Source organism: Proteus sp. STS61-E (genome assembly GCF_040932335.1).
Taxonomy (GTDB): Bacteria; Pseudomonadota; Gammaproteobacteria; order Enterobacterales; family Enterobacteriaceae; genus Proteus; species Proteus mirabilis_B.
Genome location: NZ_JBFQGE010000003.1, coordinates 422,053 through 447,905, shown reverse-complemented (window position 1 = coordinate 447,905; position 25,853 = coordinate 422,053). Strand labels below are relative to the sequence as shown.

Sequence of the window (25,853 nt, the reverse complement as noted above, 5' to 3'; positions counted from 1 at the left end):
GATGAAAACTTTAATAAATAATGTGACAAAAGAAGGTATTAAGCACGAATTTTCAAATAAATAGTTAAAAATAATGCCGCTAAAAAGCGGCATTATCGAAAAAAGATATAAAAATTAGAATTCCATTAACTCTGCTTCTTTCAGCGCTAATGCATCATCAATTTTTTTAATGAACATGTCAGTTAATTTCTGAATATCATCTTGTGAGCGGCGCTCATCATCTTCGCTGATTTCTTTATCTTTCAGTAATGCTTTTACTTTATCGTTAGCATCACGACGGATATTACGAACAGAAACGCGACCTTGTTCTGCATCACCACGAACAACTTTGATTAGGTCTTTACGACGTTCTTCAGTTAATGGAGGCAGTGGAACACGGATAATGGTACCAGCAGATGAAGGATTTAAACCTAAATCTGATGCCATAATTGCTTTTTCAACGGCAGGAGCTAAAGTACGGTCGAATACAGTGATTGCCAGTGTACGGCCATCTTCTGCGACAACGTTAGCAACTTGGTTTAATGGAGTTGGCGCTCCGTAGTATTCAACTACAATGCCATCTAAAAGGGCAGGAGACGCACGACCAGTACGAACTTTATTAATCTGGCTTTTTAGTGCTTCAACGCTTTTATCCATGCGTTCTTGAGCATCTTTTTTGATTTCATTAATCACGTTATAAACCCTTGGGAACTGGTTATCTTCCAGTCGATATGAAAAACATACCGACATAAATGAATTGGCGTACTCTAGATGTTAACGCCAAATTATACCGTTGTCTCTGTGTATTAAGCGTGAGAAATCAAAGTTCCTTCACTTTCACCCATTACAACCCGACGTAATGCACCCGGTTTATTCATATTGAATACGCGGATAGGTAAATTATGATCTCGGGCTAATGTGAATGCAGCAAGATCCATGACTTTCAATTCACGTTCTAATACATCCTGATAAGTCAGCGTTTCATAAAGTACTGCATCAGGATCTTTGGTTGGATCGGCAGAATAAACGCCGTCCACTTTCGTTGCTTTTAGTACAACGTCAGCTTCAATTTCAATACCGCGTAAACACGCAGCAGAATCGGTAGTAAAGAATGGGTTACCTGTACCAGCCGAGAAAATAACGACTCGACCATGGCGTAATAAGCTAATTGCTTCTGCCCAACTGTAGTTATCGCAGACACCATTCAGTGGAAATGCAGACATAAGGCGCGCGTTTACATAAGCACGGTGCAATGAATCACGCATTGCTAAACCATTCATTACTGTCGCGAGCATTCCCATGTGGTCACCCACAACACGGTTCATACCTGCCGCAGCAAGACCTGCGCCACGGAACAAGTTACCACCGCCAATTACGACACCGACTTGTATACCTAATTCAACGAGTTCTTTGATTTCCTGAGCCATGCGATCAAGTACGCTCGCATCGATACCGAAACCTTCTGCACCTTGCAGGGCTTCGCCACTCAGCTTTAATAAAATTCGCTGATATACAGGTTTTGCATTGGTAGCCATGGTGTTCTGTCCTAAGCAGATTAGTTAATTGGAGGTTTTAGATAGCTTCTCTTTTTAACAAAAAAAAGCAAACAGCCAGTGGAGATTACAACAAAATAGAACCGCCGTTAGGCGGTTCTGTTAACGCTAAGCGTTATTATTTGCTCATTGCAGCAACTTCAGCTGCGAAATCAGCTTCAACTTTCTCAATACCTTCACCAACTTCGAAACGAACGAAGTTGATAACATCAGCATTGTTTTCTTTCAGCAGTTCGCCAACAGTTTTGCTTGGGTCCATTACGAAATGCTGACCAGTCAGAGAAATCTCACCGGTGAATTTGTTCATGCGACCGATAACCATTTTTTCTGCGATTTCGCGTGGTTTACCTGATTGCATTGCGATATCCATCTGAATTTGGTGCTCATGTTCAACAACATCAGCAGGAACATCTTCAGGACGAACATATTCTGGTTTGCTTGCAGCAACGTGCATAGCAATGTGTTTGATCAGTTCTTCGTTAGCGCCTTTAGCTGAAACTAAAACACCGATGCGAGCACCGTGTAGGTAAGTACCTAATTCTTCAGCTTCTAATACAGCAACACGACGAATGTTGATGTTTTCACCGATTTTAGCAACTAATGCAGTACGAGCTTCTTCGAATTTAGCTTTCAGAGCATCGATATCATCAGTTTTATCTGCTAATACAGCAGCCATAACTTCTTTACCGAAAGCGATGAAACCAGCATCTTTAGCAACGAAGTCTGTTTCACAGTTCAGTTCAACCAGCGCACCGAATTTACCATCAGCAGCAACTTCTGCAAGGATGATACCTTCAGCAGCAACACGGCCTGCTTTTTTAGCCGCTTTAGCTTGACCTGATTTACGCATGTTGTCGATTGCTAATTCGATATCACCATTAGCTTCAACCAGCGCTTTTTTACATTCCATCATGCCTGCGCCAGTACGTTCACGCAGTTCTTTTACCAATGCAGCGGTAATTCCAGACATTTGTTTCTTCCTCGACTTTTCTATGGGCTAGCCATAGATGTTCTCATAGCAGATGTGTAAAGGGGGCCTATTGAGGCCCCCTAACCAATATATAGCAATACCTGGTTAAATAAGGGCTCTTACGAGCATGCCTTATTATTCAGCTTCGACTAAGCCTTCTTCAGCCTGAACAGCCAGATCTTGAGAACGACCTTCACGAACAGCTGTAGCTGCAGCGGTCAGATATAATTTAACCGCACGGATTGCATCGTCATTACCAGGGATAATGAAGTCGATACCATCTGGATCAGAGTTAGTATCAACGATAGCAAATACTGGGATACCCAGGTTGTTTGCTTCTTTGATAGCAATGTGTTCGTGTTCAGCATCGATAACAAACAGAGCGTCAGGTAAACCGCCCATGTCTTTGATACCACCCAGGCTGTTTTCTAACTTACCAAGTTCACGAGAACGCATTAACGCTTCTTTCTTGGTCAGTTTGTCAAAAGTACCGTCCTGAGATTGTGATTCTAAATCTTTCAGGCGTTTGATTGACTGACGAACAGTTTTCCAGTTAGTCAGCATACCGCCTAACCAGCGGTGGTTTACATAAAACTGGTCACAGCTTTCTGCTGCTTCTTTAACAGCTTCAACGGCAGAGCGCTTAGTACCAACAAACAGGATTTTGCCTTTACGAGAAGCAATTTTGTTCAGTTCAACCAGAGCTTCATTGAACATTGGAACAGTTTTTTCCAAGTTAATGATATGAACTTTGTTACGTGCACCAAAGATGAATGGTTTCATTTTTGGATTCCAGTAACGAGTTTGGTGACCGAAGTGAACACCGGCTTGCAGCATATCGCGCATTGAAACAGTTGCCATTTTAGACCTCTATAAATTTAAATTTGGGGTTATTTCGTCCACAAATCCCATACGACCGACTCATCAGCTGTAAAGGTTTAGCCTTTACATAAGAGCACCCCGGCGTTATGTGCCGATTTGTGTGTGTAATTAACACAATTGAATGTTTCAGATTTACTGCCATTACTTACGGTGTGATGCAATAACAGAACTCCGGCGCGCTTTATACCATAAATAACCTTAAGAAACCACTATTACTTACGATTGCCACGGTCTTATTTGACATAAAAACACATCATTTAGACAAAGAAAAAAGCGAGATTAGTGCAGTGATGATAAATATTGCTCTAATATCAATTTGCTAGAAAAACACCAAATAGAAAAGCGCAATATGTAAAGACAATCAGATTAAGAAGGCGTAATGTTCGTCATTATTCTCGATATCAGACAGATTGCACACATCCTCTTTATTGGCACACCTACTTTCTGCTGATATCATAAATGGTAATCAGAATTATTTCTCATCATCATTCATTCAACCTGCAATACAAAATATGAATACAACAAAGCGTGTTATCTAATTCGTATTGTGGCTTTTAATCTAGACGAAGAACTCAAATGGCTATTGTAATCAAGACAGAAGAAGATATTCAAAAAATGCGCGTCGCAGGTCGTCTTGCGGCAGAAGTTCTTGAAATTATCGCACCGTTCGTAAAACCTGGCGTAAACACCGCTGAATTGGACCGTATTTGTCATGAACATATTGTTAACGCACAACAGGCTATTCCTGCTTGTCTTAACTATCATGGTTTCCCTAAATCAGTCTGTATTTCGGTTAACGATGTTATTTGCCATGGTATTCCTAGTGAAGAAAAAATCCTTAAAGATGGTGATATCGTTAATATTGACGTCACTGTCATTAAAGATGGTTTTCATGGCGATACATCAAAAATGTTTATTGTAGGTAAACCAACAATCCAAGGTGAACGCTTATGTCGTATCACTCAAGAAAGCCTCTACCTTGCCATTAAAATGGTTAAACCCGGCATTCGCTTACGTGAACTTGGCAAAGCAATTCAAAAATTTGTTGAAGGTCATGACTATTCTGTTGTTCGCGAATATTGCGGCCATGGTATTGGTGAAGGATTCCATGAAGAACCTCAAGTTCTACACTATGATGCAGATGACAGCGGTGTTGTGTTACAAAAAGGCATGGCATTTACCATCGAACCAATGGTAAACACTGGTGATTACCGTATTCGTACAATGAAAGATGGCTGGACTGTTAAAACTAAAGACAGAGGTTGGTCAGCGCAGTACGAGCATACATTAGTTGTTACCGATAATGGTTGTGAAATCATGACATTACGCAAAGAAGAAGAGCCATTTATTTCTGCGGTATTAGTCAACGAATAAGCTTCTTCAGCTAGAAATGTAAAAGCGACATATTTTTTCGAGATGTGTCGCTTTTTTTATTTTATTTGCTGTGAAATGGCAGAATCGCTAGTCAGTTTATCGTTTTAACATTAGTCTTAATGTCATAAGCAAACATTGAGAAAGAAGACGCATAATGACTAATAAAAACGCATTTCAAACACCGCCCCCTTCCCCTTTTTTGCTGACAGATAATACACAAAATTGCGCTGAACTTAAGCAATCAATCGAACAATTTCAATCTTGGTTAACAGATGCTTTTCATCATGATGTTGATGTCGCTTTATTACTTCAAGCTCGTAGCCATTTCATTGACCAACTATTAACGCAATTGTGGCACTATACACAGCTATCTGATTATTCTGATCTTAGTATTATTGCTGTTGGTGGTTACGGTAGACAAGAATTACATCCGCTTTCTGATATCGACCTTCTCTTTTTAAGTGAAGCTCCTTTATCACCAGAGGCTGAAGATAAAGTCAGCAAACTCATTACGCTACTGTGGGATGTACGCCTTGAAATTGGTGCCAGTGTTAGAACCATGGAAGAATGTCTTTTAGAAGGTCTTTCAGATTTAACGGTTGCAACAAACTTACTAGAAGCTCGTCTTATTTGTGGGAATAACTCGCTTTACCAGCAATTAATTAATCATATTTTTAGCCCAGGGTTTTGGCCATCACCTGATTTTTTCGCTGCAAAAGTTGAAGAACAAAAGCAAAGACATCAGCGATATCATAGCACTAGTTACAATCTAGAACCTGATATCAAAAGTAGCCCCGGTGGACTGCGCGATATCCACACTTTAATTTGGGTAGCACATCGTCACTTTGGCGCGGCATCAGTTTCTGAAATGGTGAATTTTGGCTTTTTGACGCCAGCAGAGGGACAAGAGTTATTAGAGTGTCAATACACACTATGGAAAATTCGTTTTGCTCTCCATCTTGTTCTTTCTCGCTATGACAATCGACTTTTATTTGATAGACAACTCAATGTTGCCCAACTTTTAAATTATGAAGGTGAAGGCAATCAGCCTGTTGAAAAAATGATGAAGGATTATTATCGCGTAACTCGTCGTGTTAGTGAGTTAAATGATATGTTACTTCAGCTATTTGACGAAGCTATTCTTGCTCTGCAACCTAATGTAAAACCGCGTCCATTAGATAGTGAATTTCAGCTACGAGGTTCGTTAATTGATGTTGTTGATGACAGTTGCTTCCTCGATGATCCTATCGCTATTATGCGTCTCTTTTTGCGTATGGCTGAGCATAAAGAGATCACTGGAATTTATTCAACAACACTCCGCCATTTACGTTATGCTCGCCGACATTTAGTACAGCCTTTATGTGAATACCCACTCGCACGTCAAGTTTTTATGCAGATATTACGCCACCCTCGTGCGGTTTCTGGTGCATTTGTCCCAATGCATAAACACAGTGTACTCGCGGCTTATTTCCCGCAATGGAATAATATTGTAGGTCAAATGCAGTTTGATTTATTTCATGCCTACACCGTTGATGAACACACTATTCGTGTTTTACAAAAACTTGAAAGCTTTGCTTCTTATGAAAACCATGAAAAACATCCACTTTGTGTTGATATTTACCCCAAACTTCCTCAACTTGAATTACTACGTTTAGCTGCACTCTTTCATGATATTGCCAAAGGTCGCCATGGTGATCATTCCGTATTAGGCGCTCAAGACGTTGCTCATTTTGCTCAGCAACATGGTTTAAATCAGAGAGAATCAGCTTTAGTTGAGTGGCTTGTTAGTCATCACTTACTTATGTCTGTCACCGCGCAACGACGCGATATTCAAGATCCTGACATTATTTTTCAGTTTGCATCGGAAGTAAAAAATGAAAGCCGATTACGTTATCTTTTGTGTTTAACTGTTGCTGATATCTGTGCGACCAACAACAGTCTATGGAATAGCTGGAAACAGAGCTTATTACGTGAACTTTATCTATCAACAGAAAACCAGTTACGCCAAGGTATGCACTCTATTCCCGACTTACGTGAACGTATTCGACATCATCGTTTGCAAGCACTAACTATTTTACGAATGGAACAGGTCGATGAAGAAAAATTGCAAGCAATTTGGGGGCGCTGCCATGCCGACTATTTTTTACGGCATACACCAGAACAAATTGCATGGCATGCACTTGCATTAATTGAGCATAATAGCGCTGAACCAATGGTGCTAATCAGTCAACAAACTGAACATGGTGGTACTGAAATCTTTATTTGGTGTGCTGATAGGCCTTCTCTGTTTGCATCTGTTGCAGGTGAATTAGATAGACGTAATTTAAGTATCCATAACGCTCAAATTTTTACTAACCGAGATAATATGGCGATGGATACTTTTATTGTGTTAGAACCGAATGGTAAACCTCTGGCAATTGATAGATATAATGCAATCCGCAACGCTCTTATCCAAGTTGTATCCGCCCCTTACAACGCCAATGCAAAAACACGCTCATTACCTGCCAAGTTGCGCCATTTTGACGTTCCAACAAAAATTAATTTTATAGCCTCTAATCATAATAAGCGCACCTATATGGAGCTATTTGCACGCGATCGTCCGGGATTGTTAGCAATTATTGGTAAAGTTTTTGCTGATCTTTCACTTTCATTGCATGGTGCTCGAATAACCACAATAGGTGAACGTGTTGAGGATTTCTTTGTATTAACCGATAGCGAAAATAAGGCATTAAACCAAAAAATGAAGGATGAAGTCGTAGAAAGGTTGACAAAAGCCCTAGTTTCAAAGGATAAAATATAGGAACCCACGACAATACATATAGGAAATACTATTGATGCAAGCATTACAAACTATTATTGATAACGCCTTCGAACATCGTGCAGATATCACACCAAACAACGTTGAGCCTCATATTCGTGATGCTATTAATAGCGTTATTACACTGCTAGACAGCGGAAAACTGCGTGTCGCAGAAAAAATTGACGGTCAGTGGGTGACTCATCAATGGTTAAAAAAAGCGGTTCTACTCTCTTTTCGTATTAATCACAATCAAGTGATAGATGGCAGTGAAAGTCGCTATTTTGACAAAGTGCCTATGAAGTTCGCTGATTACGATCAAGCTCGTTTTGAAAAAGAAGGTTTTCGCGTTGTTCCTCCCGCAGCCGTTAGACAAGGGGCTTACATCGCTCGCAACACTGTTTTAATGCCATCTTATGTCAACATTGGTGCTTACGTCGATGAAGGCAGCATGGTTGATACATGGGCAACGGTAGGTTCATGTGCTCAGATCGGTAAAAATGTCCATCTCTCTGGTGGTGTTGGCATCGGTGGTGTTTTAGAACCACTACAAGCAAATCCAACCATTATTGAAGATAACTGCTTTATTGGTGCTCGCTCTGAAATTGTTGAAGGTGTCATTGTCGAAGAAGGCGCTGTTATTTCAATGGGTGTTTATATTGGTCAAAGTACTAAAATTTATGATAGAGAAACAGGTGAAGTGCATTATGGCCGAGTCCCTGCTGGCTCTGTTGTTGTGTCAGGAAATTTACCCTCTAAAGATGGAAGCTACAGCCTTTACTGTGCCGTGATCGTGAAAAAAGTTGATGCTAAAACACGTGGGAAAGTTGGTATTAATGAATTGTTAAGAACTATCGACTAATATAAGAACAGCGGATAGAATTAATTCTGTTCGCTATTCTTTCATTCATCTTTCTATCAGGTGCCAATATATGTACGATAATTTAAAAAATTTAGGGATCCCGCATCCTGAAGATATTGACCGCTATACCCTACGCCAAGAAGCTAACAACGATATTTTAAAAATCTATTTTCGCAAAGATAAAGGTGAATTCTTTGCAAAAAGCGTAAAATTTAAATATCCACGCCAACGTAAAACAATTTCTGATGGTCAGTCAGGACAAGGTTTTAAAGAAGTAAATGAAATCAATACTAACTTACGTTATGTGATTGAAGAATTAGATCAAATTTGCCAACAAGACCAAGTAGAAGTCGATTTAAAACATAAAATCCTAGATGACTTACGCCACCTTGAGCATGTTGTCGCAAATAAAATTGCTGAAATTGAAGCCGACTTAGAAAAGCTGACTCGCCGTTAATAACAGGCAATTTTAGCTAATATGCGTGTTAGTTTTATAAAAACACCGCTTACTTACTGTATAAAACAGAAATAAGCGGTGTTTTAAAATCAAAAATATTATTCATTATTTTGTTAACCAATTAAATATTGGATTATTTTCTATTTAATCTAATAGTTTAACCCAGTTTTCAAGCCAATCTATTGCAAATACTTCTGGCTCAGCAACATCCATGCCGTCTATTTTTAATATTTCGCCGATACGCTTTGCTTGGTGCTCTTGTAACAACTCATCAAATTTCATCCCCGCACCACAAAAATAGTCATAACTACTATCACCTAAGGCAATCAAGCCATAACTTAAATTTGGCTGATATCCTACATTATCACGCAGTTCATGAAATAAAGGTGCAATGGTATCAGGTAGATCACCTTGCCCTGTACTTGACGTTATCACAAGGACTATCGAATATTTTTCCCAATCCGCAAGCGTACCTTCTTCATAAACATTAGCTTGGTGTTTATGTTCAAGCAAAATACGTTGAGCCTCTTCAGCAACTGCTAATGCATTACCGTAAACTGTACCTACAAAAATGCCGATTTTAGCCATAATATTTGATCCACTTAATACTGTTTGATAAATTACAAACTAAACATCAAACATATAATATTTTCAATTCATTCTCAAGAAAACAAATTCACTCATTCTTTTTAAAAAGAGACTGAATAAAATTATCAAGCTTTCTATTTTCTCCATATAAATAACCCAATAAATTTCTAGGATATTTTATTTTAGATAATTTTGATGTAACCATTAAACCAATATCATGGACAGGTAAATATTCATTTTCTTCTTTATAGTTCTCAAGATAAGATGATATCTTATTAATTTCATTCTTATAATCAGTTAATAAATTCAAAGATTTATTATGTTTTTCAGGAAAGAAGAACTTATATACTTTAGATAAAAAACCTGTTTCCTTTCTTTGTATAAAACCATCTAATAATGATAGGCAATCATTTGTTTTCTCCTTAGCTTTCATTATTGAATCACTAACTATATTTTTACCATTATTTTCTAAATTATAAATTTTATTTTTAAATCTATTGTTAAATTGACTGAGACATGTAGAGAAATCATTTAATGACTCTATGTTTTTTTTCAAAAAATCTGTATTAGACTTTAGCTTTTTCAGTTTGTGTACTAAATTATCAACATCTAATTTTAGAATAACATCATCATTAATATTATAAATATTATTTTGATGAAATAAATTCAATTCTTTACAATTACTATTAATTTCATTAAAGGAATTAACCAATGTCTTATTAAACAACAGTAAATCATCACATTTATAATGCATTTTTTTTATATTTTCAATTACATTACCATCAATAAAATTGAAAATATCATTAATTCCCTTAACATTTTCAAAAAAACAGCTATTATCTACTACTTCATGATACTGACTAATATTCTCATTAAGAAAGTTAAAATGAATTTCAAATTCTGTAATAATATTTTTTATTTTCTCTAAATTATTGTTTCTATCGCTAGATCCACCTGAGTATTGATAAGGCTTGTCATTAGATTGAACACCATAATTAGCAGCCTCTAGATCCCCAAGCTTAACTAAAAGTATATTATTTTGATTATCTAGTTGATAGGGTAATTCACATCCAATGTTTAACTCACTTGTTTTATTACTAAGCTCTTTAACTAATTGAGATAATGATTTAACCTCAGCCTTGTATAATAATACTTTTTTAAAAAGCATATGTATAGTTGGGCATTTATCTTTATTAAAGATATTATCTTTTAGAGTAGAAGAATTTGTTTTTTTTATTAATTTAGAAATGAAATCTCGCACATTACCGAGTGAATCTAAATTTAAAAATGAAAAGAATCCCTTATCTTCACGAATAAGAATCGAGTTAACTTTATGAGCATCATTCACTGAAAGAACCTTCGCCAAATGATATGAATTATCTTTAGTGTAATCTTTTATGAGATGAATAAGCTCACTTTCCATTTTATGGAAAAAAGCTTTATCTATATAAATATTTTTCCCTGTATCTTTTCCCTTACCCTCTAAAACAAAAAAATTATCTTTAGTTAATGTATTTGAACATTCCGTTATCTCATTTGAAAGTAAAAATTTTGTATTTTCTTTTTTATGATTTACAGACAAACTGTTTACTAAGTCATTAAAGGATATTTTCATAAATTATTTCTCTATTCATTCAAAGTGATAGAAACAATACTATTGAATGATGAAAAATAATTTTAAAAAATAATTATATTTACATCGTTGATAATATATAAAAAACACCTTTATTTATAAAAATAAAGGTGTTTTTATCATTTAACGTTGCTACCTATTATTCCCCTGAATCCAAAGACCTTATGTATTCATCCATTTCAGTTTTTAGATTATCTGACTTAGGACCAAAAATAGCTTGAATACCTGAGCCAACAACCACCACACCAGCTGCTCCCAATCGTTTTAATTCTTCACGATCGACTTTTTCAATTTCTTTAACACCAATACGTAAACGAGTAATACAAGCATCCAAACTACTGATATTGTCTTTACCACCAAACGCAGTGACTAAAGATTGCCCCATCGCGCTTTTATCCGCTTGTTTCGTATTTTTATCTTCCACTTCTCGACCTGGAGTTTTCAGGTTTAGTTTCACGATTAAAAAGCGGAAAATAGAGTAATAAGTTATCGCGTAAAGTATGCCAATAATCGGGAACAGATACAGTTTGCTGCTGTTGCCACTTAGTACGATAAAGTCAATTAATCCATGAGAGAAACTTGTACCATCACGCATACCTAACAAGATACAAATAACAAATGCTAAGCCTGCTAAAATAGCGTGAATTACATAAAGAATAGGTGCCACAAACATAAATGAGAATTCGATAGGTTCAGTGATCCCTGTTAAGAAGGCAGTTAATGCCGCAGAAATCATGATACCACCCACTTTTACACGATTCTCAGGGCGTGCTGAATGCCAAATCGCAATAGCAGCAGCTGGTAAACCAAACATCTTAAATAGAAAACCACCTGATAACATACCCGCAGTTGGGTCACCAGCCATATAGCGAGGAATATCACCGTGGAAGACTTGTCCTGCACTATTTACGTACTCACCCACTTGCATTTGGAACGGCACATTCCAGATATGGTGTAAACCAAATGGCACTAATCCACGCTCTACAACACCGTAAATACCAAAAGCAACAGCAGGATTTTGATACGCAGCCCATTCAGAAAAACGCTGGATTGCTGTACCAATAGGAGGCCAAATAAAGGCTAAAATAATCCCAACAAAAATGGCGATCAATCCTGAAATAATAGGAACAAAACGTTTTCCTGCAAAAAATCCTAAATACTCAGGTAATTTGATTCGATAAAAACGGTTAAACATAGAGGCGGCAATAATACCTGCAATAATCCCCCCTAACACTCCTGTGTCAGTAAGGTGTTGAGCCTCAATTTCTGCTGGAGTTAAACCTAAAACCCAAGGAGCAACCACAATCATGGTTTTAGACATGATACCGTAAGCAACTACAGAGGCTAGTGCTGATACCCCGTCATTATTGGTAAAACCTAACGCAACACCAATAGCAAAAATAAGTGGCATATTAGAGAAAACCGAACCACCAGCCTCTGCCATAACTTGAGAGACAGAGGAAGGTATCCATGAAAGATCAGCGGAACCAACCCCTAATAAAATACCGGCAATAGGCAGTACAGATACCGGTAACATCAAGGACTTTCCGATTTTTTGTAAAACAACAAATAGGTTTTTAAACATCAAGCAGACTCCCGGAATGTGGGTTTTTATATGTTGTAAGTTTTTATTTGTTTAAAGTAGTGTGGGCTTTATTTCATAAACTTATCTAATGATAAGCCTTATTTATTTCACATCATAAAATAAATCGATTGATGAATACATGATAGCTGTCACGTTTCAAAACATGTGTTCAGATCAATTAATAGAATTATATATTTTACAAGCAGTTAAAATAAATTATAAATTTGCGCAAACCATCAAGACTTAAGTAAAAAAGCCTTGATAGTCACGTATTGAAAGCAATATTTAAAATAAGAAAGGAATTAAAAATGATGAGCTAAATCTTCACCATACTGCTCTAATTCAGGCCTTAATCCACGCCAACCAAATTGATTAATAAGGTGTTGCCAAGGCAGATCCCATTTAGCTGTTAAGTTAAGTGGCTGCAATGTAATTGGATGAATTAAGTTTAGATGGCTTGCATGTAACATCAAGCGATGAGATTGAAAATGATTTACAACACCACGGTTTTGACGTAAATCACCATGAGCGGTATCACCAATAATCGGATGTCGAATATGAGACATATGGCGACGTAATTGATGCTTGCGACCCGTTTCAGGGCGTAGCTCTAATAGGCTAAATCGAGATGTAGGGTAGCGCCCAATCGCAACCTCTTTTTCAACAATTCCTAATGGCAGGCAATGTGTTACGCAATCTTGAATTTGTGGGGGTTGAGTTGCAAATTTATCTGCAATTTTATCGAGTTCCTCGACCAAAGGGCTATCTATAACAGACGCCTCTTCAACATATCCTCGAACAACAGCATGATAAATTTTTTCTGTTTTATGTTGTTCAAAAGATTGAGAAAGTGCTCTAGCAACATCAGAAGAAAGTGCCATTAATAAAACACCTGAAGTAGGCCTATCTAGACGATGCACAGGGAAAACATGTTGCCCAATTTGATCTCTTAGTGTCTGCATAACAAACACTGTTTCATGTCTATCTAGCCAACTGCGGTGAACAAGCCAGCCCGCAGGTTTATTCACCGCAACAAGATGTTCATCTTGATAAATAATATCTAGCATTATCGGCCTTATGATTTAAACATTGCGTCAAGTTCACGCAAATGATTGAGTAAATCAGTAACATCTCGGCTCTTATCTTCTTTAAATGCTTCTTCGTAATAAGGTGCGATTGCAAATGTATTAGGTAATGGCATTTCGCGTTCAATCATCGATGACAATCGCGGAATTAACACCCACTGTAGCCATTCATGAGCACTCATTGTATCAATACAGAAAGGCTCAACACTTTCAAATGCTTGTTCAGTAGGAGATTCTAATTGCCATAGCTCAATGTTCTTCATCTCTTCTTCAATCAAGAGCAATTTCGCTAAAATGCGTTGTTCTGGTGTCATCATTTATCCCTTATATAAAACTTACGAATAAGGATAACATTGGGATGGAATAGCAGAAAACAAATAAAAAAATAAAAGGAGCCGAAACTCCTTTTAGACAAGAAAAAATAGTTGTCTGTACAACACGTGCATCCAAGCAAGACCGTTTTTATCTATCCCTGTGATTAAGTCCGTATCCACATTAATGGAAATATCCTATTTCCTGTGTCCTTGATTACTCTACATTTTATCGGTCACCAAGCAGTCCCTTAGTTGGTGGACGTAGAATGCCAATAATTGATTAGTTAAACAACCCACAAAACAGAAACAATTAAAACGCTATAACTATAAATAAAAACAATAAGTTAATAACTTATTGCTCTACTTAAATAAATCAATTTTATTTTTTCAGTGACATCTTTTTGATAAAAAAACACACTCTTTTTTGTAAGATATATCTCACAAGAAAAAAGGTTTATAGAGTACGTCAGTCATTATATACAGCAACTAATTCTGATAGAAAAAGAGATAAATTTTCAGATAAAACTTCTCTTTTCTTTTTGCCGAAAGTTTCAAGAATGACTTCACCGGAAACATTACACACTGAAATTATTTCATTCTCTGAATTTGTGGTACCAATAAACAATGTAGGTGTAAGTTTTAAACGTTTTTGTGTCACTAAATGACCAATAATATTTTCTTGTAAGCGAATAAAATCTTCTTCACTCCACACTTGGATCAAGCTGAAATCTACCTCTCTAAAACGAACTTGCATATCACCAGCATACTGAGTGGTAAAGTAATCGTGCAATTCAGGACGAATAATAATCCCCATCGCCTTTTCAACTTTTTCTAGTTTATCTGTTCCTACAAAAGGCTGCGGTAACCAGTAAACAACTTCATCGCCTGTTCTTGATATACAAATAGAAGGAACACCATAAAGATCTTCACTTGCAGGAGGTAAGCCTGATTTTTCTTGCCATAAATCAACATATTTTTGCGTAAAGGATTTTAATTCAGAGGAGATGTTTTCAGTCATGATTATCTGTTTTATCTATTTAAATAAGAATTTCCTTTATGTTACCTGATTATCTCACTAATTCAGAGCATCAAAAATAAAGCATTCATATACTATTGATGTTTCAATAGTATAATTAACCTTCTTTTATTTTCAGTTAAAGTTAGGATGTAAGTTATGTCTTTATATCAAGGTGATAAATCTCTTGAAGCATTATCTCTGGGCAAAGAGACTCAATATCATGATCAATATGATGCCGGATTATTGCAAGGTGTACCACGTAGCCTAAATAGAGATTCACTCTCTTTAACTGCTGAAAATTTACCTTTTCATGGTGGTGATATTTGGACTATGTATGAGCTCTCATGGCTTAATAGCAAAGGCTTACCACAAGTCGCTATTGGTCATGTTGAATTAGATGCAACCACTGAAAATCTTATTGAATCTAAAAGTTTTAAATTATATCTCAACAGTTTTAATCAGACTCGTTTTGAAAGTTGGGATATCGTCGAAAAAACATTACTTAAAGATTTAACAACTTGTGCTAAAGGCAAAGTTAATCTGACCGTTTATCCACTTTCGCATTTTACATCACAACCTATTGTTGATTTTGCTGGAGAGTGTATTGATGAACAAGATATTGAAATCGATAATTATCAGTTTGATGTGCAATGGTTAAACGAATCAACAACCGATAAACAAGTTGAAGAAACCCTTGTCAGCCATCTGTTAAAATCAAATTGCCTTATTACCAATCAACCAGATTGGGGATCAGTCGCTATTCAATATAAGGGTAAAAAGATTGATCGTGAAAAACTACTGCGCTATTTAGTTTCATTTAGACAACACAACGAATTTCATGAACAGTGTGTTGAGCGAATTTTCCACGATATCATGCAATTATGTGCACCAGAAACATTAACTGTTTATGCAAGATATACGCGACGTGGTGGATTAGACATCAATCCTTGGCGTAGTAATTGTGAGTTTGTTCCAGAAATTAGTCGATTAGCCAGACAATAACGGGAATAATGCCTGTATGTTAATATGATCTGTGTTATACCAAGATCAGTTGCACTTCAGTTTGTTATTTCAGGAGAAAAAGGAGTCCTACGTGATAACTCATGTCAGCCCATTAGGTTCCATGGATCTGCTTTCACAGCTAGAAGTTGATATGCTAAAGAGAACCGCAAGCAGTGATCTTTATCAGCTGTTTCGCAATTGTTCTCTCGCTGTTCTCAACTCTGGTAGCCTTACTGATAGTAGTAAAGAACTGTTATCTAAATACCAAGATTTTGATATTAACGTACTGCGCCGTGAACGTGGCGTAAAACTAGAGTTAGTCAACCCTCCTGAAGACGCCTTTGTTGACGGAAAAATTATTCGCTCACTACAAGCTAACTTATTTGCAGTGCTTCGTGACATATTGTTTGTTCATGGGCAAATCACAACAGCAAAGCGTGATCTTCACCTGAACTTAGAAAATAGTACTCATATCACTAATACTATTTTCTCGATTTTGCGCAATGCACGAGCCCTTCATATTGATGAAGATCCTAATATGATCGTTTGCTGGGGTGGTCACTCAATTAATGAAACTGAGTACCTTTACGGCAGAAAAGTAGGTAACGAATTAGGGTTACGTGAACTCAATATCTGCACAGGCTGTGGACCTGGTGCGATGGAAGCACCAATGAAAGGAGCTGCCGTTGGCCATGCTCAACAGCGTTATAAAAATAGCCGTTTTATTGGTATGACAGAGCCTTCAATCATTGCAGCTGAGCCACCAAATCCATTAGTTAACGAACTGATCATTATGCCAGATATTGAAAAACGTCTGGAATCGTTCGTTCGAATTGGACACGGGATTATTATTTTCCCAGGTGGTGTAGGAACAGCAGAAGAATTGCTGTATCTGCTTGGTATTCTTATGTCACCAGAAAACCAAGACCAAGTGTTACCACTGATTTTAACTGGCCCTAAAGAGAGTGCAGACTACTTTAATGTACTAGATGATTTTATCGCAAATACATTAGGTGACGAAGCTCGACGCCATTATCAAATTATTATTGATGATGCACCTGAAGTTGCTCGTATCATGAAAAAATACATGCCGTTGGTAAAAGATAATCGTCGCAGTACTGGTGATGCTTATAGCTTTAACTGGTCAATGAAGATCAATGCTGATTTACAGCATCCTTTTGAACCAACACATGAAAATATGGCATCGCTTAACTTAAGTACCGATCAATCACCTGAAAAATTAGCGGCTGATTTACGTCGTGCGTTCTCGGGTATTGTTGCAGGTAACGTAAAAGAAGTAGGTATGAAGGCGATTGAAGCTTACGGCCCTTATAAAATTCATGGTGATCGTGAAATTATGCGTCGCATGGATATTTTATTGGCGGGCTTTGTTGAGCAACATCGTATGAAACTTCCGGGCGGTACAGCTTACCAACCATGTTACGAGATTATCAGCTAATTTATTATGATACATTTGCTGATTATTGATGCTTTAAACCTGATCCGCCGCATTCATGCGGCATCAGGTTCTTCCTGCCAAACAGTGTGTGAACAGAGCGTCAACCAACTACTTGGGCACACACAACCTACTCATGCCGTAGCGGTCTTTGATGAAGATGACAGAGATGGTAGTTGGCGACACCAACTCTTACCTGATTATAAAGCGGGTCGCACACCAATGCCTGATGACTTGCGACAACAATTACCTGAAATTAAAGCCATGTTGCTTAATTTAGGAATACAGAGCTGGCACTCGGGCGGTGATGAAGCAGATGACGTTGCTGCAACATTGGCAACCAAAGTAGCAAGTGCAGGTTTTCGAGTCACGATTATTTCAACGGACAAAGGTTATTGCCAATTACTTTCGCCCTCTATTCGTATACGTGATTATTTTCAGCGACGCTGGTTAGATTTAGAGTTTATTAGAGCTGAATTTGGTGTCGAACCATCTCAACTTACCGACTATTGGGGACTAACGGGAGTCAGTAGCAGTAAAGTGGCAGGTGTCCCCGGTATTGGACCGAAAAGTGCCACTGAGCTTTTACAAATTCACCCAGATCTAGAATCGCTTTATCAACATATTGATGATGTCCCTACTAAATGGCAAAACAAACTTATTACCCATAAAGAGTCTGCATTTATTAGTCGGAAAATCACCACATTACGTACTGATATTCAATTAAACGGCAATCTACAACAGTTACGTTTAAAATAGCCAAGTTCTCATCATTAAGACTCAACTCACTGATATTTTTAAATAACTAGCCATTAAAAAAAGCGAAGCTTATAAACAGAAGCTTCGCCTTTTATTTTCATCGATAACTCGATGTACTTTAAGTGTTTTTAGAATTCACGGTCTGGTCGATAAGCAGCCCAAATATTTTGGATATGAACCGTGATCTCTTCTCTATCATGATAAAGGTGCTTAGCTTGGATCTTAACGTTGATCCCTTTTTCCGCTAACTCTGACTTTATTTTTTCAAGGATATGAGAAACTTCCTCATAACGCTTTTTCATTGGCAGTTTTAGGTTAAAGATAGCTTCTCGACACCATTCATTAGCAATCCAAGTCGTCATTAATGCTGCCACTTTAGCTGGCTTTTCGACCATATCACAAACAAGCCATGTGATATTTTTAGATGTAGGTTCAAATTTAAAACCATCAACTTGGTGGTGACGAACTTGTCCCGTATCCATTAAAGATTGTGCCATTGGACCATTATCAACAGCATGTACCATCATGCTGCGCTTCACTAATTGATATGTCCAACCGCCGGGGCATGCGCCTAAATCGACCGCTTTCATTCCGCTTGCTAAACGCTCTTCCCACTCGTCATAAGGAATGAAAATATGAAATGCTTCTTCAAGTTTCAGTGTCGAACGACTTGGTGCATCAGATGGGAATCTTAATCGAGGAATACCCATGTAAAATGCAGAATTATTGAAACTATAAGAATAGCCAACATAACAACATCCCGGTGCAATAAAAAACACATGGATAATAGGACGGCTAAAATTCTCAACTTTCAGCAAAATTTTCTCATTACGTAAATGATTACGTAATGGCACCGTAAATTTACGGCAGAATTTTAATAATTCCTTGCTTTCGTTAGTGTCTGCAACTTCAACTCGCAATTCACCCGCTTTTTCAACAGCACCTTTTAGCATTCCAACAATGGGTGTAATTCTATCTTCTGGCGGTAAATCTTTAAGTAACTCACCTGTCACAAACATCTGACGAGCAAAAATTAATTCACGAAAACTCACTTCACGCGCGATCTTGTCTGCATCACCTTCTTGGTAACATTCAAAGATCACATAACCACTTCCCTCTTTAACACGAGGAAAACCGTAAACGCCGATTTGACCTGCTTTATCCGTAATCTCAGCCGCGCACTCTTTTTCAAAACCTTGGCGACAATATAATGCAACTTTATTCATGGCGAGACGCCGGTGCCCTTAGACGCAAAGCGCCAATAAAAATTAAAGCCCAACCAATAAGAAAACTAAATCCACCAATTGGCGTAAAATAAGATAACAATCTAACTTGTGTTAGCGCCATACAATAAAGGCTACCACTGAAAAGTAGAATACCAACACCAAAGAAAATACCTGCCCAATAAAACCATAAAATGGTTTTACGCATTAACATTGCCGCTATCCCGACAAGTAATAAGGTATGGACAATTTGGTAGCGCATCGCTAACTGAATGTAATCCCAATGTTGTGGCGATAAATGAGGTGCTAGCTTATGAGTTGCAAATGCACCAAAAGCAACATAAAAGAAGCCACTAATCGCGGAAAACATAAGCAATGTACGACTATTCACTGTTTATTCCTTCCTATTTAGAAGATATTTGCCAATCGCAATATTAAGATGATGTCAGTAAACCCAGCTTTTCTTGCTCATTCGCTGCTTGAGATAAAATCCATTGGCGAAAAGCCGCAATTTTACCCAATTCAGCCTGACTATCTTGGCAAACTAAATAAAATGCATTTTTACTAACAAGGACATCTGGAAAAGGTCTTACTAATCGACCTGATTCTATTTCACTACGAGCCATTACATTATTAACTAATGCAACGCCTTGTCCATGTACAGCAGCCTGTATCACCATTGAACTATGGCTAAAAATAGGCCCTTGTTGCACATTAATCTGATTTTGTATCTCTAATTGACGTACATAAGCTTGCCAATCTCGACGAGATGTATCATGCAGCAGTGTATGATAAATCAGATCGGATGGGGTTTTTAGTGGTTTTTCACCTGTAAGTAAAGATGGCGCACAAACAGGAATTAAATATTCCGCATAAAGACGGTCTGTACGTAACCCAGTCCAATTTCCTCGACCATAAAAAATGGCTACATCAACATCGTCAGCCAGCTTATCTTCTTCTCTATCAACAGCCTGAATTCGCACATCAATCCCCGGATAAGCTTGGTTAAATCCGGATAACCGTGGTACTAACCATTGAATAGCAAAACTTGGAGAAAGGCTAACGGTAAGTGCGCCTTTCGCGCTTCGAGCTAATAATTTGCGAGTTGCCTCGTTAATTGATGAAAAGATTTCCTTAATATCGAGGTAATAACTCTGCCCTTCTTCTGTTAATAAAAGAGAGCGGTTGCGCCTTCTAAATAATTTTAGCCCAAGGAATTCTTCTAATGTTTTAATTTGGTGGCTCACTGCTGCTTGTGTCACAAATAATTCTTCAGCGGCTTTAGTAAAACTTAAATGACGTGCCGCTGAATCAAAAACCCTAAGCGCATTTAATGGCGGTAAACGTTTAGACATATTCGGTTCTTAAACCCCTATTTTGGCTATTAGTAGACCCTAACTTTCATCATTAGTTTTTTTTATGCGAAGCATTATAAATTGTCCCTTGATGATTAGCCAGTAAATACCTATAGTAAGCGCACTTCCTAAGCCGGAACGAAAAGTTGTGTAGTAGTAATACTGCAAAACTTTTGGCTTTGTGGTTGTGATGTTGTGTTTGCAAGTTGTCTGGAAATTCCAGACTTAGTAGCTGATGCTACTGTTTTTTTTCACTTCCTGTACATTTACCCTGTCTGTCCATAGTGATTTTATAGTGCACCGCCAAGGCGGTGCTTTTTTTATTCCCTATTTTTATCTACTTTTTAATTACTCACACACACCATTTTGATGTTTTCATCCATTTTTTATAATGAAGTTATCATCATTATTCTAAAAAACTCGCCGTAAATTATCCCCAATAAATTAAAACAAGAAAAAGTAGGATATTAATCTGATCTCAGTGATTTTTTATTGAGTGAACTTTCATCATCTTAATCGTGTTATTATGGACACAATAACTCATAGCAAACGGATGCTCTCAGGTTTCCGTTATAAATAAATATAATTAACCGTATAATCTATACGCCCTATTTTTAACGACAAATCGCGAAAATTTATTCGTCTACCAATACAGCCTAACTATGAACGTATTTTCACCTGATTTATTTCGACAACAATTTCCTGCTCTTAAAGAAAAGACTATTTATCTCGATAGCGCAGCGACTGCATTAAAGCCTCTCGCCATGATAGAGGCCTCAGATGCGTTTTATCGCTATAATTTTGCGACTGTTCACCGTAGCCAATATCAACATGCTAAAGAGACAACGCAACAATATGAGGCGACGCGTCAACAAGTTGCCGAATTAATCAATAGTACTGATAGTGATACGATTATTTGGACAAAAGGCACCACAGAATCACTCAACTTTATTGCTCAAGGCTATTTTCGTCCACGCTTGCAAGCCGGTGATGAAATAATTGTTAGTGAGCAAGAACATCATGCAAACCTTATACCTTGGTTGATGCTAGCCGAACAAACAGGTGCACGCGTGATCCGCTGGGCAATAGAGGATAATTTTTTACCTTCAATTGATAGCTTAAATGCTTTAATCAATAAACGGACACGAATTGTTGCCGTTAGCCAAATGTCGAATGTGACAGGCGCTCAAATCGCATTAGATAAAGTGTCTCAATGTGTTCACCAATATGATAATTGCTTACTGGTTGTCGATGGTGCACAAGGCATTGCTCATCACCCAACCGATGTCACCGCACGCGATATCGACTTCTATGTCTTTTCTGCTCATAAACTTTATGGTCCTAATGGATTAGGTATTTGTTATGGTAAACGTGAGCTTTTAGAGGCGATGGCACCTTGGCATGGTGGCGGAAAGATGCTAACTAACGTGACATTTGATGGTTTTACTCCAGCGCCTATTCCTCAGCGTTTTGAAGCTGGAACACCTAATGTTGCAGGTGTTATTGCATTTTCAGCCACATTAGCCTGGTTAGAAAAGCAAGATATGCATCATGCTAACCAATATACTATTGAACTTGCAGATGAAGCTGAGAAGCGCCTCAGTGAGCTAAATGGTTTTATCAGTTACCGAGCTGCTAACTCATCGGTTGTTTCTTTCAATTTCGAAGGTGTTCATCACAGTGATTTAGCCACATTAATCGCAGAGAAAGATATTGCATTACGCACAGGACAACACTGTGCGCAGCCTCTTATTGATTCATTAAATATTTCAGGCTGTTTACGCATTTCTTTTATGCCTTATAATCAACACACTGATATTGATGCTTTTATTAATGCCGTTAAATTTGCTCTATCACTCTTAAAAGATGAATAATTGAAATGAATAACAACACATCTCTGCTTGCAACTCAGCACCCATTTGGTCATGAAATTACCTTAGCTACCTTGCTTGAAGATTTCCAAAAATCAAAAGCATGGGAAGACAAATACCGCCAATTAATTCAACTTTCACGTAAATTACCTGCATTACCTAATGAATTAAAAACAACAGAAAAAGAGATCAAAGGTTGTGAAAATAGAGTGTGGCTTGGTGTCGAATTAAATAATGACGGCAAATACCATGTTTATGGTGATAGTGATGGTCGTATTGTAAAAGGCTTGCTGACTATTATTTTAGCTACGGTTGAAAATAAAACGGCACAAGAAATAGCTGATATCGATATGTTAGCTATTTTTGATCAATTAGGATTGGCTAATCAAATTAGCCAATCTCGCACTGACGGAGTGAATGCGATTATCGCACGATTGAAATCACTCACATCCTAATCTTAGCCTTCACTTAGACTCAAAATCTCAATATATAATGCTACAAATATATACTCTAAATAATTCAAGTCACAGCTAGGCGACAAGTGATTGAGTCGCTAGAAGCATATAACCTGTGATCAAAAATAAAATTTATTAATAAGTTAATATATAACAAGTCGATACTCTAAATAATTCAAGTCACAGCTAGGCGGCAAGTGAATGAGTCGCTAGGAGCATACATAAGTATGTGACTAGTGCGAATGAACGCAGTCAACAACGCTGTGACTTGAAGTATGACGAGTATCATGAGTATGTGGCTAGTGCGAATGAACACAGTCAACAACGCTGTGGCTCGAAGTATGACGAGTATGTGTCTAGTCAACAACGCTGTGGCTTGAAGTATGACGAGTATCATGAGCACGCTGTGCTTTCGCTAACATCTTCTTCAAAGCATGAGACACCGCAATAAAACCAAATGATGCTGTTACCATCGTTACGGCACCAAAACCGGCTGAACAATCCATTCGTTTCACACCATCTGCCGTACTTTTTGCTGCGCAAACCGTTCCATCACCTTGTGGATAAACCAGTTGTTCTGTTGAGAAAACGCAATCGATCCCTAGTTTTCCCTTACTATTTTTTACGACATTAAAATCAGATTTCAAACGCTCTCTTAATTTAGCAGCTAAAGGATCTTGAATTGTTTTTGCTAAATCAACCACTTGAATTTGTGTTGGATCAATTTGCCCACCAGCGCCGCCTGTTGTGATCACGGGTATTTTATAACGACGGCAATAAGCTAATAATGCAGCTTTTGGTCTTACACTATCAATTGCATCGATGACATAATCAAAGTTGTTATTCATCATTTCAGCGACATTATCCACCGTGACAAAATCATCAATACTAGTCACTTTGCATTCTGGATTGATTTCTAAAATACGCTGTTTCATTACTTCACATTTTGGTTGACCCACACTCTCTTTCAACGCATGTATTTGACGATTAGTGTTAGTTACACACACATCATCCATATCAATTAAGGTGATAGCACCAATACCACTACGTGCTAATGCTTCAGCGGCCCAACTTCCGACGCCACCTATACCCACGACACAAATATGAGCTTGAGCAAAATAAGACAGCGCTTTTTGCCCATAGAGTCGCCCTATTCCAGAAAAGCGTTGTAAATATGAATCTGATAATGAATTTTGCATAATGCGATAACAACCTAAATAACAGAAATAATCATGGCTATTAATATCAATAGCCATGTCGTTTGCATAATTTTACCGTTAATAACGAGCAGATAAATAGTCAATCATGTTTATGACGAAGGGTTTAATAAGTTAAGTTGTGATTTTTTTAATACCCAAACTCGCCCATAGTGATTATAAAAACCTGCCATATGACCAGCATCTTTACCAATCCCATGATAAATATCGAAATGATGCCCTTTAATTGCACCACCTACATCTAATGCCACCATTAAACGCATTTGATATTCACCTGTAAAATTACCTGCATTATCAAGTACAGGAATTTCAGCCAGTAACACCGTCCCTGCTGGAATAATGCTTCTATCCGAAGCCACAGAGGCGAGTGCAACAAGTGGGATGGCACTAGCACCTCTAACAGGTGTAAAAGGCTCTGGTTTGAAAAAAACAAATGATGGGTTTTCTTCTAATAACTTTCTTACTTCAGCATCATTGTGCTTATCAGCCCAATCTCTAATAGCGAGCATAGACATATCTTTTCTTTCTACTTCACCATTATCAATAAGCACTTTGCCAATACTACGGTAAGGGTGTCCATTTTTTCCTGCATAACCAAAGAAGGTTAAAGGTTTGCCATCACCAAAATCAACATAGCCACTTCCCTGAACTTCCATCATAAAGTTATCCATAATGGAGTTACTGTAAGCCGCAATTAAAGATTGGCTTAATGCACCATTATAAATAGCAGCACGAGAAGGTAATTTTGAACGACTATTTGCTGGCATTTTATAAAGAGGGTATTGAAACTCACCTTGTGGCGTTAAACGAGCTTCAAGAACCGGCGTGTAATATCCAGTAAATTGAACATTTCCGTACTTATCAACCCCTTCCATTTGAAATGCAGAAAGGTTGAACTGACGTAATTGGCGTGTATCTGCACCAGAGCGTAACCAGTTTTCAACCGCCTGATAAGTTTCTTTATTACTATTGTACAAACGAGATGATGTCTGGTTTATCTGACTTACTTGTTGTAAGTAATCAGGGCCATTAATGGGTGTACCTTGTGTGTTTGGCGAACTTACCTCAATGAGATCTTGCTTAAGCTTTCCATCTTTATACTGTTGCCCTTGCTCTGTTGGACGATGACATCCTGTCAAGGCAAGCGCTAACATACCTAAAATTAACGATTTTCGCCAAGTAACCATTTTTGACCCGCTTAATGACTAAATTTGAGTGTTGATTCTGACTTAGAAAGATACCAAAGCAAAATCAATAAAGATATGAATATACCGATTGCTAAGACTTTCTATTATCACCCAATCAATATGACTTTTAAACATCAAGTATATATTCTAAATACCTTGAAGTATGACGAGTATAACTGCCTAAATTTACATCTTGATGTGTTATTTCTGACCGTTTTTAAAAGAAAACTG

At 37.6% G+C, this 25,853-nt stretch carries 24 protein-coding genes; 9 read left to right on the top strand and 15 right to left on the bottom strand.

Translation table 11 applies throughout. The features are described 5' to 3' along the window. Positions 1 to 114: 114 nt before the first annotated feature. The 4 genes from frr to rpsB form a co-directional block, all read right to left on the bottom strand. Positions 115 to 672, bottom strand: a complete 558-nt coding sequence (gene frr / locus AB4J89_RS10275; protein WP_088494697.1) for a ribosome recycling factor — start codon at positions 670 to 672, stop codon at positions 115 to 117. Between the two features lie 113 nt (positions 673 to 785). Next, positions 786 to 1,514 (bottom strand): UMP kinase, encoded by a 729-nt coding sequence (gene pyrH, locus AB4J89_RS10270; RefSeq protein WP_023582710.1) that lies wholly within the window; start codon positions 1,512 to 1,514, stop codon positions 786 to 788. Positions 1,515 to 1,650: 136 nt separating this feature from the next. Next, positions 1,651 to 2,502: a translation elongation factor Ts gene (gene tsf / locus AB4J89_RS10265; protein ID WP_075671706.1), complete on the bottom strand. Its 852-nt coding sequence runs from the start codon at positions 2,500 to 2,502 to the stop codon at positions 1,651 to 1,653. 135 nt (positions 2,503 to 2,637) lie between these two features. Next, entirely contained in the window at positions 2,638 to 3,363 is a 726-nt protein-coding gene (gene rpsB / locus AB4J89_RS10260; protein WP_023582712.1) for a 30S ribosomal protein S2, read from the bottom strand. 597 nt (positions 3,364 to 3,960) lie between these two features. Here rpsB and map point away from each other — a divergent pair. The 4 genes from map (at position 3,961) to AB4J89_RS10240 (ending at position 8,874) form a co-directional block, all read left to right on the top strand. Next, entirely contained in the window at positions 3,961 to 4,758 is a 798-nt protein-coding gene (map, locus tag AB4J89_RS10255; RefSeq protein WP_075671708.1) for a type I methionyl aminopeptidase, read from the top strand. A gap of 154 nt (positions 4,759 to 4,912) precedes the next feature. Further along, entirely contained in the window at positions 4,913 to 7,558 is a 2,646-nt protein-coding gene (glnD, locus tag AB4J89_RS10250; RefSeq protein ID WP_368469120.1) for a bifunctional uridylyltransferase/uridylyl-removing protein GlnD, read from the top strand. Between the two features lie 34 nt (positions 7,559 to 7,592). After that, a complete protein-coding gene (gene dapD, locus AB4J89_RS10245) occupies positions 7,593 to 8,417 on the top strand; it encodes a 2,3,4,5-tetrahydropyridine-2,6-dicarboxylate N-succinyltransferase (protein WP_088494694.1) in 825 nt (274 codons plus the stop codon). Positions 8,418 to 8,487: 70 nt separating this feature from the next. After that, entirely contained in the window at positions 8,488 to 8,874 is a 387-nt protein-coding gene (locus AB4J89_RS10240) for a DUF3461 family protein (RefSeq protein WP_006535910.1), read from the top strand. Between the two features lie 144 nt (positions 8,875 to 9,018). Here AB4J89_RS10240 and AB4J89_RS10235 read toward each other — a convergent pair whose 3' ends face one another. From AB4J89_RS10235 to syd, 6 genes are all read right to left on the bottom strand, one after another. After that, positions 9,019 to 9,462, bottom strand: a complete 444-nt coding sequence (locus AB4J89_RS10235) for a flavodoxin (protein WP_368469118.1) — start codon at positions 9,460 to 9,462, stop codon at positions 9,019 to 9,021. A gap of 88 nt (positions 9,463 to 9,550) precedes the next feature. Beyond that, positions 9,551 to 11,077 (bottom strand): hypothetical protein, encoded by a 1,527-nt coding sequence (locus tag AB4J89_RS10230; RefSeq protein ID WP_368469116.1) that lies wholly within the window; start codon positions 11,075 to 11,077, stop codon positions 9,551 to 9,553. Positions 11,078 to 11,234: 157 nt separating this feature from the next. Further along, the gene (gene ptsG / locus AB4J89_RS10225; protein ID WP_311755328.1) at positions 11,235 to 12,680 is read right to left on the bottom strand and encodes a PTS glucose transporter subunit IIBC; all 1,446 of its coding nucleotides are present in this window, start codon (positions 12,678 to 12,680) and stop codon (positions 11,235 to 11,237) included. A 302-nt stretch (positions 12,681 to 12,982) separates the two neighbouring features. Next, a complete protein-coding gene (truC, locus tag AB4J89_RS10220; protein WP_088494690.1) occupies positions 12,983 to 13,747 on the bottom strand; it encodes a tRNA pseudouridine(65) synthase TruC in 765 nt (254 codons plus the stop codon). 8 nt (positions 13,748 to 13,755) lie between these two features. Beyond that, complete coding sequence (locus AB4J89_RS10215; RefSeq protein WP_088494689.1) at positions 13,756 to 14,079, bottom strand: YqcC family protein; 324 nt, start codon at positions 14,077 to 14,079, stop codon at positions 13,756 to 13,758. A 466-nt stretch (positions 14,080 to 14,545) separates the two neighbouring features. Next, positions 14,546 to 15,097: a SecY-interacting protein gene (gene syd / locus AB4J89_RS10210; protein ID WP_088494688.1), complete on the bottom strand. Its 552-nt coding sequence runs from the start codon at positions 15,095 to 15,097 to the stop codon at positions 14,546 to 14,548. Between the two features lie 156 nt (positions 15,098 to 15,253). Between syd and queF the strand changes: the two genes are divergently transcribed. From queF to xni, 3 genes are all read left to right on the top strand, one after another. Continuing rightward, positions 15,254 to 16,099: an NADPH-dependent 7-cyano-7-deazaguanine reductase QueF gene (queF, locus tag AB4J89_RS10205; protein ID WP_311755327.1), complete on the top strand. Its 846-nt coding sequence runs from the start codon at positions 15,254 to 15,256 to the stop codon at positions 16,097 to 16,099. Between the two features lie 91 nt (positions 16,100 to 16,190). After that, positions 16,191 to 17,558 carry a nucleotide 5'-monophosphate nucleosidase PpnN gene (ppnN, locus tag AB4J89_RS10200; protein ID WP_088494686.1) on the top strand — a complete coding sequence of 456 codons (1,368 nt, stop codon included), beginning with the start codon at positions 16,191 to 16,193 and terminating at the stop codon, positions 17,556 to 17,558. A gap of 6 nt (positions 17,559 to 17,564) precedes the next feature. After that, positions 17,565 to 18,314: a flap endonuclease Xni gene (gene xni / locus AB4J89_RS10195; protein WP_098941999.1), complete on the top strand. Its 750-nt coding sequence runs from the start codon at positions 17,565 to 17,567 to the stop codon at positions 18,312 to 18,314. A gap of 128 nt (positions 18,315 to 18,442) precedes the next feature. Here the strand turns inward: xni and rlmM are convergent, their stop codons facing one another. The 3 genes from rlmM to AB4J89_RS10180 are packed head-to-tail and all read right to left on the bottom strand — an operon-like array spanning position 18,443 to position 20,892. After that, complete coding sequence (gene rlmM, locus AB4J89_RS10190; RefSeq protein ID WP_088494684.1) at positions 18,443 to 19,540, bottom strand: 23S rRNA (cytidine(2498)-2'-O)-methyltransferase RlmM; 1,098 nt, start codon at positions 19,538 to 19,540, stop codon at positions 18,443 to 18,445. Continuing rightward, on the bottom strand, positions 19,533 to 19,928 hold the full coding sequence (locus AB4J89_RS10185) for a DUF423 domain-containing protein (RefSeq protein ID WP_075671732.1): 396 nt from the start codon (positions 19,926 to 19,928) through the stop codon (positions 19,533 to 19,535). Before AB4J89_RS10185 ends, rlmM begins: the two co-directional genes overlap by 8 nt. A 43-nt stretch (positions 19,929 to 19,971) precedes the next feature. Beyond that, positions 19,972 to 20,892 carry a transcriptional regulator GcvA gene (locus tag AB4J89_RS10180; protein ID WP_023582728.1) on the bottom strand — a complete coding sequence of 307 codons (921 nt, stop codon included), beginning with the start codon at positions 20,890 to 20,892 and terminating at the stop codon, positions 19,972 to 19,974. Positions 20,893 to 21,554: 662 nt separating this feature from the next. On the opposite strand from AB4J89_RS10180, the gene csdA reads away from it, so the two are divergent. Next, positions 21,555 to 22,766, top strand: a complete 1,212-nt coding sequence (gene csdA / locus AB4J89_RS10175; RefSeq protein WP_368469112.1) for a cysteine desulfurase CsdA — start codon at positions 21,555 to 21,557, stop codon at positions 22,764 to 22,766. Between the two features lie 5 nt (positions 22,767 to 22,771). Continuing rightward, positions 22,772 to 23,218 (top strand): cysteine desulfurase sulfur acceptor subunit CsdE, encoded by a 447-nt coding sequence (csdE, locus tag AB4J89_RS10170; RefSeq protein ID WP_088494682.1) that lies wholly within the window; start codon positions 22,772 to 22,774, stop codon positions 23,216 to 23,218. Between the two features lie 356 nt (positions 23,219 to 23,574). On the opposite strand, the gene tcdA is transcribed toward csdE, so the two are convergent. Beyond that, positions 23,575 to 24,417 (bottom strand): tRNA cyclic N6-threonylcarbamoyladenosine(37) synthase TcdA, encoded by an 843-nt coding sequence (gene tcdA, locus AB4J89_RS10165; RefSeq protein WP_088495992.1) that lies wholly within the window; start codon positions 24,415 to 24,417, stop codon positions 23,575 to 23,577. A gap of 110 nt (positions 24,418 to 24,527) precedes the next feature. After that, positions 24,528 to 25,622 (bottom strand): murein transglycosylase A, encoded by a 1,095-nt coding sequence (mltA, locus tag AB4J89_RS10160; RefSeq protein ID WP_088494681.1) that lies wholly within the window; start codon positions 25,620 to 25,622, stop codon positions 24,528 to 24,530. Positions 25,623 to 25,853 lie beyond the last annotated feature (231 nt).

Coding starts and splice junctions, on each gene's coding strand:
- pyrH (WP_023582710.1), bottom strand. CDS start 1,514: ATGGCTACCAATGCAAAACCTGTATATCAGCGAATTTTATTAAAGCTG.
- tsf (WP_075671706.1), bottom strand. CDS start 2,502: ATGTCTGGAATTACCGCTGCATTGGTAAAAGAACTGCGTGAACGTACT.
- rpsB (WP_023582712.1), bottom strand. CDS start 3,363: ATGGCAACTGTTTCAATGCGCGATATGCTGCAAGCCGGTGTTCACTTC.
- map (WP_075671708.1), top strand. CDS start 3,961: ATGGCTATTGTAATCAAGACAGAAGAAGATATTCAAAAAATGCGCGTC.
- glnD (WP_368469120.1), top strand. CDS start 4,913: ATGACTAATAAAAACGCATTTCAAACACCGCCCCCTTCCCCTTTTTTG.
- dapD (WP_088494694.1), top strand. CDS start 7,593: ATGCAAGCATTACAAACTATTATTGATAACGCCTTCGAACATCGTGCA.
- AB4J89_RS10240 (WP_006535910.1), top strand. CDS start 8,488: ATGTACGATAATTTAAAAAATTTAGGGATCCCGCATCCTGAAGATATT.
- AB4J89_RS10235 (WP_368469118.1), bottom strand. CDS start 9,462: ATGGCTAAAATCGGCATTTTTGTAGGTACAGTTTACGGTAATGCATTA.
- AB4J89_RS10230 (WP_368469116.1), bottom strand. CDS start 11,077: ATGAAAATATCCTTTAATGACTTAGTAAACAGTTTGTCTGTAAATCAT.
- ptsG (WP_311755328.1), bottom strand. CDS start 12,680: ATGTTTAAAAACCTATTTGTTGTTTTACAAAAAATCGGAAAGTCCTTG.
- truC (WP_088494690.1), bottom strand. CDS start 13,747: ATGCTAGATATTATTTATCAAGATGAACATCTTGTTGCGGTGAATAAA.
- AB4J89_RS10215 (WP_088494689.1), bottom strand. CDS start 14,079: ATGACACCAGAACAACGCATTTTAGCGAAATTGCTCTTGATTGAAGAA.
- syd (WP_088494688.1), bottom strand. CDS start 15,097: ATGACTGAAAACATCTCCTCTGAATTAAAATCCTTTACGCAAAAATAT.
- queF (WP_311755327.1), top strand. CDS start 15,254: ATGTCTTTATATCAAGGTGATAAATCTCTTGAAGCATTATCTCTGGGC.
- xni (WP_098941999.1), top strand. CDS start 17,565: ATGATACATTTGCTGATTATTGATGCTTTAAACCTGATCCGCCGCATT.
- rlmM (WP_088494684.1), bottom strand. CDS start 19,540: ATGAATAAAGTTGCATTATATTGTCGCCAAGGTTTTGAAAAAGAGTGC.
- AB4J89_RS10180 (WP_023582728.1), bottom strand. CDS start 20,892: ATGTCTAAACGTTTACCGCCATTAAATGCGCTTAGGGTTTTTGATTCA.
- csdA (WP_368469112.1), top strand. CDS start 21,555: ATGAACGTATTTTCACCTGATTTATTTCGACAACAATTTCCTGCTCTT.
- csdE (WP_088494682.1), top strand. CDS start 22,772: ATGAATAACAACACATCTCTGCTTGCAACTCAGCACCCATTTGGTCAT.
- tcdA (WP_088495992.1), bottom strand. CDS start 24,417: ATGCAAAATTCATTATCAGATTCATATTTACAACGCTTTTCTGGAATA.
- mltA (WP_088494681.1), bottom strand. CDS start 25,622: ATGGTTACTTGGCGAAAATCGTTAATTTTAGGTATGTTAGCGCTTGCC.